Origin of the sequence: Streptomyces sp. NPDC017202 (assembly GCF_044331705.1) — a bacterium.
In the GTDB taxonomy this organism is placed as follows: Bacteria; Actinomycetota; Actinomycetes; order Streptomycetales; family Streptomycetaceae; genus Streptomyces.
This window is the reverse complement of the sequence record NZ_JBIRNP010000007.1, coordinates 236876-251480: the sequence shown is the minus strand read 5'-3', so window position 1 is coordinate 251480 and position 14605 is coordinate 236876. Positions and strand designations below refer to the sequence as shown.

Genomic DNA, 14605 nt, shown 5'->3' with positions numbered 1-14605 from the left:
TTGCCCCCGATCCGAGAAGGTACGTGTGTCCTCCAGGCTGGAAGCCGATCATCTGTACAAGGTGTTCGGCAGACGACAGGACGAGGCGGTCGAGCGGCTGCGCCGCGGCGCCGACCGGGACGAGCTGCGGGCCGACGGCACCACCGCCGCCGTGATCGACGCCTCCTTCACCGTGGACCCCGGCCAGATCTTCGTCGTCATGGGCCTGTCCGGCTCCGGGAAGTCCACCCTGCTGCGCATGCTCAACGGACTGCTGGAGCCCACCGCGGGACGCGTCCTCTTCGACGGCGAGGACCTGACCGCGCTCGGCGACCGCGAACTGCGCGGGGTCCGCGCCCGGAAGATCAGCATGGTCTTCCAGCACTTCGCGCTCTTCCCGCACCGCAGCGTCCTCGACAACGCCGGCTACGGCCTCGCCGTGCAGGGCGTCCCGCGCGCCGAGCGCGAGGAGCGCGCCGGCGAGGCGCTGCGGCTGTGCGGCCTGGCCGGCTGGGAGAGGTCCTGGCCGGACGAGCTGTCCGGCGGCATGCAGCAGCGGGTGGGCCTCGCCCGCGCCCTCGCCACCGACGCCGACCTGCTCCTGATGGACGAGTCCTTCAGCGCGCTGGACCCGCTGATCCGCCGCGACATGCAGGACCAGCTGCTCACGCTCCAGCAGACCCTGAAGAAGACGATCGTCTTCATCACCCACGACCTCAACGAGGCCATGCGCCTGGGCGACCGCATCGCCGTCATGCGCGACGGCCGCATCGTGCAGAACGGCACCGCCGAGGACATCCTCGTCCGCCCGGCCGACGACTACGTCGCCTCCTTCATCAAGGACGTCGACCGCTCCCGCGTGCTGACCGCCTCCGCCGTCATGGACACCGACGTCCGCGGCGACGAGGCCGACTGCGGCTGCGCCACCGCGAACCCCGACACCCCCTTCACCGAGCTGTGCGCGCTCAGCGCCCGCGCGACGCACCCGGTCGCCGTCCTGGACGCGCGGCGCGAACTCGTCGGCGTGGTCCCGCGCCGGCGCCTCGTCGGCCTCCTCGGCGACGAACACGGGGAGCCCGCCGCCTGCGCCGGCCCGCGCGACGAGGGGAAGGTGACCGCCCGTGCCTAGGCTGCACCTCGGTGACTGGGTCGACTCCGGCGTCGACTGGCTCGTCACCCACATGTCCTGGCTGTTCGACGCAGTCAAGGCGGTCGTCGAAGGCATGTACGACGGCATCGACGCCGTCCTCACCGCCCCCGAGCCCCTGCTGCTCGCCGGCATCCTCGCCGTCCTCGCCTGGTGGCTGCGCGGCCTGGTCGCGGGCGTCCTCGGCTTCGCCGGGTTCGCGCTCGTCGACTCCCTCGACCTGTGGGAGGAGGCGATGTCCACGCTGTCGCTGGTGCTCGTCGCCACGCTGATCGCCCTGGTGATCTCGGTGCCGCTGGGCATCTGGGCGGCCCGCTCCCAGGCCGTCAGCGCCGCCCTGCGACCGGTCCTGGACCTGCTGCAGACCATGCCGTCGATGGTCCTGCTGATCCCCGCGATCCTCTTCTTCGGCATGGGCGTGCCCGCCGGTGTGGTCGCCACCCTGATCTTCGCGCTCGCGCCCGGCGTGCGCATGACCGAACTCGGCATCCGCCAGGTCGACGCCGAACTCGTCGAGGCCGCGGAGGCCTTCGGCACGACGCCCCGCGACACCCTCTGGCGGGTCCAGCTGCCGCTCGCCCTGCCGACGATCATGGCGGGCGTCAACCAGGTCATCATGCTCGGCCTGTCGATGGTCGTCATCGCCGGCATGGTCGGCACCGGCGGCCTCGGCGGCTCCGTCAACGAGGCCATCGGCCGGCTCGACATCGGTCTCGGCTTCGAGGCCGGCCTCGGCATCGTCGTGCTCGCCATCTACCTGGACCGCATGACCGGCGCCCTCGGCACCCGCCTCTCCCCGCTCGGCCGCCGCGCCGCCGCCAAGGCCCGCCCCACCGTGTGGAGCCACCGCCCCCGCCCGGCCGTGGCCGTGGTCGGCGTGGTCGTCCTCGCGCTCGTCGCCGGCGGCATGGGCGTCTTCGGCTCGGACTCCGGCACCGCCGAGGCCTCCGCCACGGACGTCGGCAAGGGCGAGGAGATCACCATCGGCTACATCCCCTGGGACGAGGGCATCGCCTCCACCTACCTGTGGAAGGAGCTGCTGGAGGAGCGCGGCTTCGAGGTGAAGACCACCCAGTACGCCGCCGCCCCGCTCTACACCGGCCTCGCCACCGGTCAGGTCGACTTCCAGACCGACTCCTGGCTGCCCACCACGCACGCCGAGTACTGGAAGAAGTACGGCGACCGGCTCGACGACCTCGGCACGTGGTACGGCCCCACGTCCCTGGAGCTGAGCGTCCCGGCGTACATGAAGGACGTGAACACCCTCGCCGACCTGAAGGCGAAATCGGCCGAGTTCGGCGGCCGGATCACCGGCATCGAACCCAGCGCCGGGATGATGGGCCTGCTCAAGGACAAGGTCGTCGAGGAGTACGGCCTCGACGGCTACCGGGTCGTCGACGGTTCGACCCCGGCCATGCTCGCCGAACTGAAGCGGGCGTACGCCAAGAAGGACCCGATCGTCGTCACGCTCTGGTCGCCGCACTGGGCCTACAGCGAGTACGACCTGAAGAAGCTGAAGGACCCCCGGGGCGCCTGGGGCGAGGGCGACGGCGTGCACACCCTGTCCCGCAAGGGCTTCGCCGCCGACCACCCCGAGGTCGGCGCCTGGCTGAAGGACTTCTCCATGACCGAGGCGCAGCTCACCGGTCTGGAGGCGCGCATCCAGAAGTCCGGCAAGGGCAAGGAGCAGGACGCCGTCCGCGCGTGGCTGAAGGACAACCCCGGCCTGCTCGACCGGTGGGTACCGGTCGACGGGGCGGGCGAGAAGACCGGGGCGGCGGGGTGACCTGACAGCATCCGTGCCGTCCCGCGCGGGGCGGGCGCCGGCGTACCTCCACGGGACGTACGCCGGGGCCCGCCCCGCGTCGCCGTTCGCACGGCACGGATCCGGCCAACCACGCAGCGCCACGTCCGGGCCCGGCCCGGCGGTCGGCCGTCCGCCGGTGCCGGCCGTTCGACCAGCCGGATCACGCCGCGCGAACGGCACGGGAACACCAGGAGGCCGCCGGGCATTGAACCGAAGGACACGAGGAAGCGCCCCTGCCCGCGGCCGACCGACTGGCGCGAACCGTGAGGTCCCGTGTGACACCGGATGTCCTCGATGTGACGGGCTCGTGAAACGGTTTGCCGAACATGCGTAGGGTGCAAGAGAACTCATCAGACGACGTGCGCCCGCGACGGGGCACTCGGCAGTCGGACCGACGAGCACAGGAGGGAGCTGGAGCGATGGGCGACCACAAAGAACAGCCCCTGCGGGTGGGCGCGGCCGTCCGGCGGCGGCGCCGGTCCCTGGACCTCACGCTCGCCGTCGTGGCCGAGCGCAGCGGACTGTCGGTCCCGTTCCTGAGCCAGATCGAGAACGACCGGGCGCGGCCCAGCACCGGCTCCCTGGAGAAGGTCGCCGACGCCCTGCGCACCACGGCCGTGGAACTCCTCGCCGCCGCCGACCCGGCGTGCAGTGTCGACGTCGTGCGCGCCGAGACCGCCGAGCCCGGACCCGGTCCGCGCTCCCGCTCGCTGGTCCGCGGCCACCACCAGATGCATGCCTCGGAGTTCACCGGTGACCACGAGGCCGGCCGCGAGTTCCAGTACCGCAACGACCAGCTGATGTACGTCGCCGACGGCGCGGTGGAGATCGAGGCCGAGGGCCGGGCCTACCGTCTCGGCCGCGGCGACACCCTGTACCTCACCGGCGGGGTCCGGCACCGCTGGCGCGCGACCGTGCCGGACACCCGGGTCGTGGTCGTCGCCGTGGCGGAGCACATCGAGGCGGTCCGGGACCGCAAGCGGTAGTGCGGGCCGTCTCCCTGGTGCCCTCGCTCACGGAGGCGGTGGCCGCGACCCTGCCCGGCGTCCTGGCCGGCGCCACCGACTGGTGCACCCACCCGGCGGGTCTCGACGTCGTCCGGGTGGGCGGCACCAAGAACCCCGCGACCGACCGGATCGCCGCGCTCGCGCCCGATCTCGTGATCGCCAACGAGGAGGAGAACCGGGAGCCGGACCTCGCCGCCCTCCGGGACGCCGGGATCGAGGTCCTGGTCACCGAGGTCCGCAACGTGCCGCAGGCCCTCCGGGAGCTGGACCGGGTGCTGTCGGCCTGCGGGGCCCGCACACGCCCCCGCTGGCTGGACGAGGCCGAGGAGGCCTGGAGCGCCCCGCGACCGTCCGGCCGGCGCCGTACGGCCGTCGTCCCGGTCTGGCGGCGGCCGTGGATGGTCCTGGGCCGCGACACCTTCGCCGGGGACGTCCTCGCCCGCCTCGGGGTGGACCACCTGTACACGGCCCACCGGGACCGCTACCCGAAGGTCACGGCGCGGGAACTGCGGGCGGCCGCCCCGGACCTGGTCGTCCTCCCCGACGAGCCCTACCGCTTCACCGCCGGCGACGGCCCGGAGGCGTTCCCCGGCCTGCCGTGCGCCCTCGTCAGCGGACGGCACCTGACGTGGTACGGCCCGTCGCTCGCCGAGGCCCCCCGCGTGCTGACCGGGGCGCTGCGAGCAGCCCACCGCTGACCAGCCCCCGCACGGTGTGCGCGGTGACGACGACCCAGGCGGTCACGAGCACGCCGTACAGCCCGGTGGCCAGCGCCCCGTACGCGACGAGTCCGGTGTGCCGGGCCAGCGCCTCGGCGCCGGTCACACAGGTGCCGACCGGGAAGGTGAACGCCCACCACGTCATCGCGAAGCGCATTCCGTGCCTGCGGGCCCGCACCACATGGGCGCCGGCCAGGCACAGCCACAGCAGCGCGAACCCCATGACGGGCACCCCGTACAGGACGGCGAGGACCGCGAGCCCCCGGCCGTCCGCGGCCGGCAGCACCGCGGGCGCGACCTCCGCGAACGCCCCGACGGCCGTCGTCGACTGCCCGAGCGGCCCCAGGACCAGGAACAGGGTCGGCGCGAGGGCGGGGGGCAGCGGTCCGCGCGTGACCAGCCGGGCGAAGACCAGCGGCAGCATCACCAGCGTGGCGAGCAGACTCAGCCGGAACAGCGCGAAGCACGCGAACAGCAGCGTCTCGCGGGCCTGCCCGGCCGGCAGGTACGGCACCAGCCGCGGCCCCGCCGCCGCCGGCACCATCGGCGCGACGAGCGGCAGCAGCCACACCGGCGTGGCCTGCCCCGGCTCGACCCGATGGCGTACGGCCATCAGGTACGGCACGGCGACGGCCGCCGCGAGCCCCACCGCCGTACCGGCGCCGGACAGCACGGCGTCGAGGGCCACGGCCGCGCCGGTGCCGATCCAGTCCCGGCCGACGGAGAGCGCCCCGCCGCCGACCGCGACCAGCGCCATCGCCAGGCAGCCGTAGAACGGGACCGTCGCCGGGTCCAGGACGTGGGCGCGCGCCTGGTCGCGGTGGTGACGCCAGTGCAGGGCCCGGGCGGTGAGCAGGACCAGCAGCAGGACCAGGGAGAGCGCCCACACGGCCGCGCAGGCGGGGCGCAGTCCCGGAGGGCGGACGGGCAGCGCGGCGCCCGCCGTCGCCACCACCGCGGTGCCCATGACCGTGGCGTACCAGTTGGGGCCGAGATGGCGGACGGCGGCGGCACGCGGGCGCGGCCGCGCGACGGGGACGGGGGCGGGGGCGGGCTGGACTGCGGTGACCATGACCTCACCGTCCCGCTCCGACACCCCCGCGACCAGGGATGATGGCTCTATGGGGGCATAAGCTGGCCTTATGAGCGGCGACGAGACGACGCATGAAGCCCCGGGGGAGCGGCCCGGCGGCTCGATCGCGCACCGGGTCCCCGACCTCGGTGCCCTGGAGCTGCTGCTGGCCGTGGCCCGGCTCGGCAGTCTCGGGGCGGCCGCCCGCGAGCTGGGCATCACCCAGCCGGCCGCGAGCAGCCGCATCCGCACGATGGAACGCCAGCTCGGAGTGGCCCTGGTGGACCGTTCGCCGCGCGGTTCCCGGCTCACCGACACCGGGGCGCTGGTCACCGACTGGGCGCGGCGGATCGTCGAGGCGGCGGCGGCCTTCGACGCGGGTGCGCAGGCGCTGCGCGACCGGCGCGATTCGCGGCTGCGGGTCGCGGCAAGCATGACCATCGCCGAGTACCTGCTGCCCGGCTGGCTCCTCGCGCTGCGCGCGCAGCGGCCGGACACGGCGGTGTCGCTGCTCGCGGGCAACTCGACGGCGGTGGCGGAACGACTGCTGTCCGGCGACGCCGACCTCGGTTTCGTCGAGGGGCTCAGCGTGCCGGCGGGCCTGGACTCGACGGTCATCGCCCACGACCGGCTGATCGTCGTCGCCGCGCCGACGCATCCGTGGGCGCGGCGCCGGCGGGCGGTGTCCGCGCCGGAACTGGCCTCGACGCCGCTGATCCTGCGGGAGGAGGGGTCCGGGACGCGGCAGGTCCTCGACGCGGCCCTCGGCGGACTGGCCCGCCCCCTGATCGAGCTGTCCTCGACGACGGCGGTGAAGGCGGCCGCGGTCAGCGGCGCGGGGCCGGCGGTTCTGAGCGAGCTGGCGGTGGGGGAGGAACTGGGCCTGCGGCGCCTGGTGTCCGTCCCGGTGGACGGCGTCCGCCTGGCCCGGGACCTCCGGGCGGTCTGGCCCACGGGACACCGCCCCACGGGCCCGGCCCGGGACCTGCTGTCGCTGACGCGGGGATAGGGGAAGGGACGCCGGGGGCGGAAACCCGGCCGTACCCGCCGCGCGGCCCCACCCCGCAGGTTTGCGCGCGGCTCCACCCCGCAGGTTTGCGCGCGGCTCCACCCCGCGGGTTTGCGCGCGGCTTCACCGGGCCGCCCCGCCGCGCCGCCTCACCCCGCCGCCGTCACCAGCCCCCGCATCACCCGCAGGTCCCGCCCCATCTCCGGATGCCACTGCACCCCCAGTACCCACCGCCCGCCCGCGGAGGGAAGTTCGACGGCTTCCACGGTCCCGTCCTCCGCGTACGCGGACGCCACCAGTCCCGCCCCCAGCCGCTCCACCGCCTGGTGGTGGAACGTGGGCACCGACGTCTCCTCGGGCACCAGAGCGGCGTACCGGGTGCCCGGCACGGGCTTCACCGCGTGCCGCCCGAACACACCGGGCGCCTCCGCGTGCCCGGGCAGGTGCTGCACGAGCGACCCCCCGAGCGCCACGTTCAGCAGCTGCATCCCCCGGCAGACCCCCAGCAGCGGCACCCCCGCCCCCAGCGCCGCCTCGATCAACGCCAGCTCCCAGGCGTCCCGCTCCCGCGCGGGCGGTCCCGTCCGGGGATCGCGCTCGGCGCCGTAGCGGGCGGGCTCGACGTCGGGCCCACCCGCGATCACCAGCCCGTCCAGCCGGGCCACGGCGGACGCCGCGTGCTCGGGCGCGTCCGGCGGCAGCATCACCGCCAGCGCGCCCGCCCGCTGCACAAGCCGCGGATACCCGGCCGGCAGCAGCACCGCCTCCAGCTCCCACACCCCCCACCGCGTGCCGGCCTCCAGATAGGTGCTGACGCCGATCAGCGGCCTGCCCGTCCCGTTCGCCACGCCCCGCCCTCCGTCCCGCCGCAGACCACCGGCCACTGCCACTGCCTCTGTCTCTGCCTCTGCACCTCTGCAGGGACCGAATGGACCAGAAGTGAACCATTGAACACGCCCGCGGGTCAGGCGAGGAAGCCCCGCAGCAGCGCGGCCGTCCCGGCGCAGTGCTCGCGCATGATCTCCCGCGCCCCGTCCGCGTCGCCGTCCAGCACCGCCCCCACCAGCGCCGTGTGCTGGCGCTGCGAATGCTCCAGGTTGCGCACCAGCAGCGGGATGCAGTCCAGCAGGTCGTTGACCGTCGCCCGGACCGCCGCGTACTGCGCCGCCAGTGACGGGGAGCCGCACAGCTCGGCGAGGGTGAGGTGCAGCATCGTGTCGCGGCGGCGGTAGTCGGCGAGAGGGGCGTCCTCGGTGCCCGCCAGGGCCGCCCGCAACCGGTCGGCCCGCTCCGCCGTCGGACCGTGCGCCGCGCACAGGCCCGCCGCGCCGACCTCCAGAACCTCCCGGAACCGGAGCACGTCCTCCATGCCGGCAGCGGTGGTCCGCCGCCGCAGCTCGTCCTCGCCGACCGCGTCCGCGCGCGGCAGCACGAACGTCCCGCCGTACCTGCCCCGGCGGGACTCCACGAGCCCCTGATCCTGGAGCACCCTCAGCACCTCGCGCAGCGTCACCCGGCTGATCCCGAGCCGTTCCGCCAGGTCCCGTTCGGCCGGGAGCCGCTCCCCGCCGGGCACCAGGCCCAGTCGTACCACCTGGAGGATCTGCTGCAGGGCCTCCTCGAAACCGTTCCCGGCCCGCACCGGCCGAAGCACCGGCGTCAGCCGGTCCGCCGGTCCTTTCCCGCCGTCCGCCGGCATCCGGTCGCGCCCCCTTCCCAAGCAAAGGTTCCCCGCAATACCTTATGGCTCCCGGTCGTCCGACACAGCCCCAGCAGCCGTGGCAGCGCCCCGCAGCCGCAGCCCCAGTCGTAGCCGCAGTCCCAGCCGCAGCAGCAGTCGTAGCAGCCGAGGAAGCCTGAGGAGGCCCTCCCGTGGCAGACCGCACACCCCCGCTCGGCGTCGAGGAACTGCACGCCCTCGTCGCCGGCGGTGAGATCGACACCGTCGTCCTCGCCTTCCCCGACATGCAGGGCCGCCTCCAGGGCAAGCGTTTCGCCGCCCGCTTCTTCCTCGACGAGGTCCTCGAACACGGCACCGAGGGCTGCAACTACCTCCTCGCCGTCGACACCGAGATGAACACGGTCGGCGGTTACGCGATGTCCTCCTGGGAACGCGGCTACGGCGACTTCGCCATGCGCCCCGACCCGAGCACCCTGCGCCGCCTGCCCTGGCACCCCGGTACGGCGATGCTCCTCGCCGACCTCGCCTGGGAGGACGGCTCACCCGTGGTCGCCGCCCCCCGGCAGATCCTGCGCCGCCAGCTGGAACGCCTCGCCGACCTGGGCTACACCGCCCAGGTGGGCACCGAGCTGGAGTTCATTGTCTTCAAGGACACCTACGAGCAGGCCTGGGACGCCCGTTACCGGGGACTCACCCCGGCCAACCAGTACAACGTCGACTACTCGATCCTCGGCACCGGCCGCGTCGAGCCCCTGCTGCGCCGCCTGCGCAACGACATGGCCGGCGCCGGTCTCACCGTCGAGTCCGCCAAGGGCGAGTGCAACCCCGGCCAGCACGAGATCGCCTTCCGCTACGACGAGGCCCTGGTCACCTGCGACCAGCACGCCGTCTACAAGACCGGCGCCAAGGAGATCGCCTCCCAGGAGGGCGTCTCCCTCACCTTCATGGCCAAGTACGACGAGCGCGAGGGCAACTCCTGCCACATCCACCTCTCCCTCGCGGACGCCGACGGCACCAACGCGATGGCCGGGCCGGACGGGATGTCCGAGACCATGCGGTACTTCCTCGCCGGACAGCTCGCCGCGCTGCGCGACTTCTCCCTCCTCTACGCCCCGCACATCAACTCCTACAAGCGGTTCCAGCCGGGCTCCTTCGCCCCGACCGCCGTCGCCTGGGGACGCGACAACCGCACCTGCGCCCTGCGCGTCGTCGGCCACGGCCGCTCCCTCCGCTTCGAGAACCGGCTGCCCGGCGGCGACGTCAACCCGCACCTCGCGGTCGCCGGACTGGTGGCCGCCGGCCTGTACGGCATCGAGCGGAAGCTGGAACTGCCCGAGCCCTGCGCGGGCAACGCCTACACCGCCGACTACGCGCACGTCCCCACCACCCTGCGCGAGGCCGCCGAGCTCTGGGAGAACAGCGCCATCGCCCGGGCCGCCTTCGGCGACGAGGTCGTCGCGCACTACCGCAACATGGCCCGCGTCGAGGTGGAGGCCTTCGACGCGGCGGTCACCGACTGGGAGCTGCGCCGCTCCTTCGAACGCATGTGAGGCCCTTCTTGCCCGACCAGCCCCCCTCCGACCGGTCCGCGTCGGACCGGCCCACCTCCGACCGGCCCACCCCCGGCCGGTCCACCCCCGGCCAGCTCTCGTCCGACCGGTCCGCGTCCGACCGGTCCGCGTCCGACCGGCTCTCGTCCGGCGACCCCTCCACCGACCGGCTCCGGGTGATCGACCCGGCCACCGAGGAGGTCGTCGCCACCGTCCCCGCCGCCACCGAGGCCGATGTGCACGCGGCCGTCGTGCGCGGCACCCGGGCCCAGTCCCGCTGGGCCGCCCTCGCGCCCGGCGACCGCGCCCGCCTGCTGCGCCGGTTCGCCGCGCGGGTCGACGAACACCTCGAGGAACTCGCGCAGTTGGAGGTCCGCGAGGCCGGACACACCATCGGCAACGCCCGCTGGGAGGCGGGCAACGTCCGTGATCTGCTCGACTACGCGGCCGGCGGGGTGGAGCGGCTCACGGGACGTCAGATCCCGGTCGCGGGCGGCCTCGACGTCACGATCCTCGAACCGCTGGGCGTCGTCGGCGTCATCGCCCCGTGGAACTTCCCGATGCCGATCGCGGCCTGGGGCACCGCACCGGCCCTCGCCGCGGGCAACGCGGTGATCCTCAAGCCCGCCGAGACGACCCCGCTGACCGCCCTGCGGCTGGCCGAACTCGCCCTGGAGGCGGGCCTGCCGGAAGGCCTCCTCCAGGTGCTGCCCGGCCGCGGCCCCGTCGCGGGCAACGCCCTGGTCGAGCATCCGGGCGTGGCGAAGATCGTCTTCACCGGGTCGACGGCCGTGGGCAAACGGGTGTGGGCGAAGGGCGCCGACCTGCTCAAGCGCGTCACCCTGGAACTCGGTGGCAAGAGCCCCAACATCGTCTTCGCCGACGCCGACATCGAGGCCGCCGCCGCGGCGGCTCCCATGGCCTTCCTCGACAACGCCGGACAGGACTGCTGCGCCCGCACCCGCATTCTCGTCCAGCGTTCCGTCCACGACCGCTTCCTGGACCTGCTCGCCCCCGCGATCGAGTCGGTCGTGGTCGGCGACCCGGCCGACGAGACCACGGACATGGGCCCGCTGATCTCCGGCACCCAGCTGAACCGCGTCCGCTCGTACGTGCCGGACGACCTGGCGGGCATCCGCGGCAAGGCCCCCGACGGCCCCGGGTTCTGGTTCCCGCCCACCGTCCTGACCGGCCTCGACCCCCGCGCGCGCGTCGCCGTCGAGGAGGTCTTCGGTCCGGTCGCCGTCGTCCTGCCCTTCGAGGACGAGGCGGAGGCGGTCGCACTCGCCAACGCCACCGACTACGGCCTCTCCGGCTCCGTCTGGACCCGCGACATCGGTCGCGCCCTGCGCGTCTCGCAGGCCGTGCGCGCCGGGAACCTTTCGGTCAACTCCCACTCCAGCGTGCGCTACTGGACCCCGTTCGGCGGCTTCAAGCAGTCCGGCATCGGCCGCGAACTCGGCCCGGACGCCCTGACCGCCTTCACCGAGACCAAGAACGTCTTCATCAGCACGGAGGGCCCCGCACAGTGACCAAAGAGATCATCTGCCGCCGGCTCGTCGGCCGCACCGCCGTCATCACCGGGGCCGGCAGCGGGATCGGCCTCGCCACCGCGCGCCGCCTCGCCTCCGAAGGGGCCCACGTCGTCTGCGGCGACATCGACGAGACCCGCGGCGAAGCGGCCGCCGAGGAGGCCGGCGGCCTGTTCGTCAAGGTCGACGTCACCGACCCCGACCAGGTGGAGGCGCTGTTCAAGGCGGCGTACGACACCTACGGCAGCGTCGACGTCGCCTTCAACAACGCCGGCATCTCGCCCCCCGACGACGACTCCATCCTCGACACCGGGCTGGAGGCCTGGAAACGCGTCCAGGAGGTCAACCTCACCTCCGTCTACCTGTGCTGCAAGGCCGCCATCCCCTACATGCGGCGCCAGGGCAAGGGCTCCATCATCAACACGGCTTCCTTCGTGGCGAGGATGGGCGCCGCCACCTCCCAGATCTCGTACACGGCCTCCAAGGGCGGCGTCCTCGCCATGTCCCGCGAACTGGGCGTGCAGTTCGCGCGGGAGGGCATCCGCGTGAACGCCCTCTGCCCCGGACCGGTCAACACGCCGCTGCTCCAGGAGCTGTTCGCCAAGGACCCCGAGCGGGCGGCCCGCCGTCTCGTCCACATCCCGGCCGGGCGGTTCGCCGAGGCCGACGAGATCGCCGCCGCCGTCGCCTTCCTGGCCAGCGACGACTCCTCCTTCGTCAACGCCGCCGACTTCCTGGTCGACGGCGGCATCTCCGGGGCGTACGTCACCCCGCTGTAGGCCGCGCCCTACAGTGCCGGGACGAGCATGACGCCCCCGCCCGGCTGGTACGGCGACCCGACGGCACCTAGGGCGTGTTTCGAAAGTCCCTCCCCCAGAGAAAGTCCCTCCCCCAGAGGGGGTGCCCCCAGCCCGGCGGCGTCTGGCACGCACTCCCCCGGAGGGGGCACCCCCAGCCGCGTTGTCGGGATCACCCCGATACCACCGGTATCGGGGCGACCCTCCGCCTTGCGATCGCACGCACCAGACGCCGCCGGGCCTGCCCTTCGGGCAGACGACGCCACTTTCGAAACACGCCCTACGACTGCCCGGGCGGTGGCGTCTGCCGGCACGGCCTGGTGGTCTCCCGCACCGTCACCGACACCACCGAGACCTCACCCAGGGCACTGGCCGAGGCGGACATCGCCGACGCGGCCGACGACGCCTGTGACCGCGACCTCGTCGGCCGGCGCCCCTTCGGCGGCATCGAGTCCCACCGGCCGGTGGCCGCCGGGCAGGTCGCGGTCGCGGGCCGCGCCGGGTACTACGTCCGCCGGCGGGTGACGACCGCCGAGGGTCCCGGCGGCCACGTCCAGTCCCTGGTCTTCCCGTCCACCGTCGGCACCGAGGCCCCCGTCCTCGTCCGGTACGTCTTCGACGCGGGCGACGACGGGCCGCCGCTCGCCGACATGGACCGCATCACCAAGGGCATCCGCCCGGTCGGCGACGCGGACACGGGCGGCGGGGGCGGCAGCGGCATCGGACCGACGCGGTGAACCACGCGGCCAGCGCGGCCAGCGCGGCCTGTTCGGTCTGCTCGGTCTGCGCAGTCTGCGCGGTCTAGAGGAACGTCCGGCCCTCGCCCCGGTACGTCGGCACGGTCGCCGTCACCCGGTCGCCCTCGACCAGATGCAGGGTGTCGAACCGCTCGCACAGCTCACCGGCCTTGGCGTGCCGGAACCACACCTTGTCGCCGATCAGCAGATCGTCGGCGGGGGAGCCGAGCAGCGGGGTCTGCACCTCGCCGGGCCCCTCCTGCGGGTCGTAGCGCAGCCCCTCCGGCAGGTACGGCACCGGCAGCCGGTCGCCGCCGGCGGCACCGGAGGCGGGGTAGCCGCCACCGAGGACGGTGACGACGCCGACGCCCGGCCGCCGCACGACGGGCTGGGCGAACAGGGCGGCCGGGCGGCCGCTGAACGACGTGTAGTTGTCGAACAGGCGCGGCACGTACAGTCCCGAACCCGCCGCGATCTCGGTGACCGCGTCCTCCGCGGCCGTGTGCTGCACACTGCCCGTGCCGCCGCCGTTGACGAACTCCAGGTCCGGCACCACGGCCCGCACCGCGCGCACCACCGCGGCGCGCCGCTCGACGAGTTCACGGCGGGCGGTGGCCTGCATCAGCCGGATCGCCCGTGACCGCAGGGGCCGTCCCGCCACCGAGTCGCCCACGCCCGCGATGTGCCCCTCGTACGCCATGATCCCCACCAGCCGGAACCCCGGCCGCCGGGCCACCGCCCGCGCCAGGTCGGCGACCTGGGCCGGGGAGTGCAGCGGCGAGCGCAGCGCGCCGACCCGCACCCGGCCGCCCAGCAGCTTCAACGAGGTGTCCAACTCCAGGCAGACCCGCACCACTTCGCCTCCCCCGCCGCGCGCGGAGTCGATGAGGTCGAGCTGGGCGACGTCGTCGATCATCACGGTGACGGCGGCGGCCGGCTTGGGGTCGCCGGCGAGCTCCGCGAAGCCGGAGCGGTCGGCGGAGGGGTAGGCGAGCAGGACGTCGTCGAAGCCCGACCGGGCCAGCCACAGGGATTCGGCCAGGGTGAAGGACATGAGTCCCGCGAAACCGTCCTTCGCCAGGACGCGTTCCAGCAGGGCCCGGCAGCGGACGGACTTGCTGGCGACCCGGACCGGCTTCCCGGCCGCCCGGCGCACCAGATCGTCCGCGTTGGCGTCGAATGCCTCCAGGTCGACGACGGCGAGAGGGGCGTCGAGATGGGCGGTGGCCCGGTCGTACCGGGCCCGGTCGGCGGCGCGCGCAGTCATGGACGCAGCCTGCCAGACCGGATTACCGCAGGGTAGGGGGACGTTCCGGGCAGATGCCCCCGGGGGGCGCGGACCGGTTCCCGTTCGCGCAGGAACAAGCCGTAGAGTGACGCGCACGCACGGAGGAGGGCTCCGGCCGGTCACCCGTGCCGGGATGCCGGTCCGCCCGTGCGGGTATGCGTGCCCAGGACGGCCGGCGGGGTCGGCACCGGGGCCGCCGGACCGAGGAGACCGGTCCGCGCAGGGCGACGACGGCGCGGGCACGAGGAAACGGGGGGTGCATGAGCACGGAAGCACGCCG

The 14605-nt window shown here is 74.0% G+C and carries 13 protein-coding genes; 9 read left to right on the top strand and 4 right to left on the bottom strand.

All coding sequences use genetic code 11. The annotated features are described in order from the left end of the window. Positions 1–25: 25 nt before the first annotated feature. The 4 genes from ACH4N1_RS16940 (at position 26) to ACH4N1_RS16925 (ending at position 4638) form a co-directional block, all read left to right on the top strand. Entirely contained in the window at positions 26–1108 is a 1083-nt protein-coding gene (locus ACH4N1_RS16940) for a glycine betaine/L-proline ABC transporter ATP-binding protein (RefSeq protein WP_398097832.1), read from the top strand. Next, the gene (locus ACH4N1_RS16935) at positions 1101–2912 is read left to right on the top strand and encodes an ABC transporter permease/substrate binding protein (protein ID WP_398097830.1); all 1812 of its coding nucleotides are present in this window, start codon (positions 1101–1103) and stop codon (positions 2910–2912) included. The genes ACH4N1_RS16940 and ACH4N1_RS16935 overlap by 8 nt, the downstream gene beginning before the upstream one ends. 440 nt (positions 2913–3352) lie before the next feature. Then, on the top strand, positions 3353–3919 hold the full coding sequence (locus ACH4N1_RS16930; RefSeq protein WP_363089193.1) for an XRE family transcriptional regulator: 567 nt from the start codon (positions 3353–3355) through the stop codon (positions 3917–3919). Further along, positions 3919–4638: a helical backbone metal receptor gene (locus ACH4N1_RS16925; RefSeq protein WP_398097829.1), complete on the top strand. Its 720-nt coding sequence runs from the start codon at positions 3919–3921 to the stop codon at positions 4636–4638. Before ACH4N1_RS16930 ends, ACH4N1_RS16925 begins: the two co-directional genes overlap by 1 nt. On the opposite strand, the gene ACH4N1_RS16920 is transcribed toward ACH4N1_RS16925, so the two are convergent. Continuing rightward, positions 4550–5731, bottom strand: a complete 1182-nt coding sequence (locus ACH4N1_RS16920) for a TDT family transporter (RefSeq protein WP_398097827.1) — start codon at positions 5729–5731, stop codon at positions 4550–4552. The two genes, ACH4N1_RS16925 and ACH4N1_RS16920, sit on opposite strands and share 89 nt — an antisense overlap. 70 nt (positions 5732–5801) lie before the next feature. Between ACH4N1_RS16920 and ACH4N1_RS16915 the strand changes: the two genes are divergently transcribed. Beyond that, complete coding sequence (locus ACH4N1_RS16915) at positions 5802–6740, top strand: LysR family transcriptional regulator (RefSeq protein WP_398097825.1); 939 nt, start codon at positions 5802–5804, stop codon at positions 6738–6740. A 149-nt stretch (positions 6741–6889) separates the two neighbouring features. Here the strand turns inward: ACH4N1_RS16915 and ACH4N1_RS16910 are convergent, their stop codons facing one another. Continuing rightward, positions 6890–7588, bottom strand: a complete 699-nt coding sequence (locus ACH4N1_RS16910; protein ID WP_398097824.1) for a gamma-glutamyl-gamma-aminobutyrate hydrolase family protein — start codon at positions 7586–7588, stop codon at positions 6890–6892. A 116-nt stretch (positions 7589–7704) separates the two neighbouring features. Beyond that, positions 7705–8439 (bottom strand): FadR/GntR family transcriptional regulator, encoded by a 735-nt coding sequence (locus ACH4N1_RS16905; RefSeq protein ID WP_398097823.1) that lies wholly within the window; start codon positions 8437–8439, stop codon positions 7705–7707. 173 nt (positions 8440–8612) lie between these two features. Between ACH4N1_RS16905 and ACH4N1_RS16900 the strand changes: the two genes are divergently transcribed. The 4 genes from ACH4N1_RS16900 (at position 8613) to ACH4N1_RS16885 (ending at position 13037) form a co-directional block, all read left to right on the top strand. Further along, positions 8613–9971, top strand: a complete 1359-nt coding sequence (locus tag ACH4N1_RS16900; protein ID WP_398097821.1) for a glutamine synthetase family protein — start codon at positions 8613–8615, stop codon at positions 9969–9971. A gap of 8 nt (positions 9972–9979) precedes the next feature. Beyond that, positions 9980–11503 carry an aldehyde dehydrogenase family protein gene (locus tag ACH4N1_RS16895; protein ID WP_398097820.1) on the top strand — a complete coding sequence of 508 codons (1524 nt, stop codon included), beginning with the start codon at positions 9980–9982 and terminating at the stop codon, positions 11501–11503. Then, positions 11500–12282 (top strand): 3-oxoacyl-ACP reductase, encoded by a 783-nt coding sequence (locus tag ACH4N1_RS16890; protein ID WP_398097818.1) that lies wholly within the window; start codon positions 11500–11502, stop codon positions 12280–12282. Before ACH4N1_RS16895 ends, ACH4N1_RS16890 begins: the two co-directional genes overlap by 4 nt. A 338-nt stretch (positions 12283–12620) precedes the next feature. After that, positions 12621–13037 (top strand): hypothetical protein, encoded by a 417-nt coding sequence (locus tag ACH4N1_RS16885; RefSeq protein ID WP_398097816.1) that lies wholly within the window; start codon positions 12621–12623, stop codon positions 13035–13037. A 64-nt stretch (positions 13038–13101) separates the two neighbouring features. Here ACH4N1_RS16885 and ACH4N1_RS16880 read toward each other — a convergent pair whose 3' ends face one another. Next, on the bottom strand, positions 13102–14304 hold the full coding sequence (locus ACH4N1_RS16880; RefSeq protein ID WP_398097814.1) for an amino acid deaminase/aldolase: 1203 nt from the start codon (positions 14302–14304) through the stop codon (positions 13102–13104). Positions 14305–14605 lie beyond the last annotated feature (301 nt).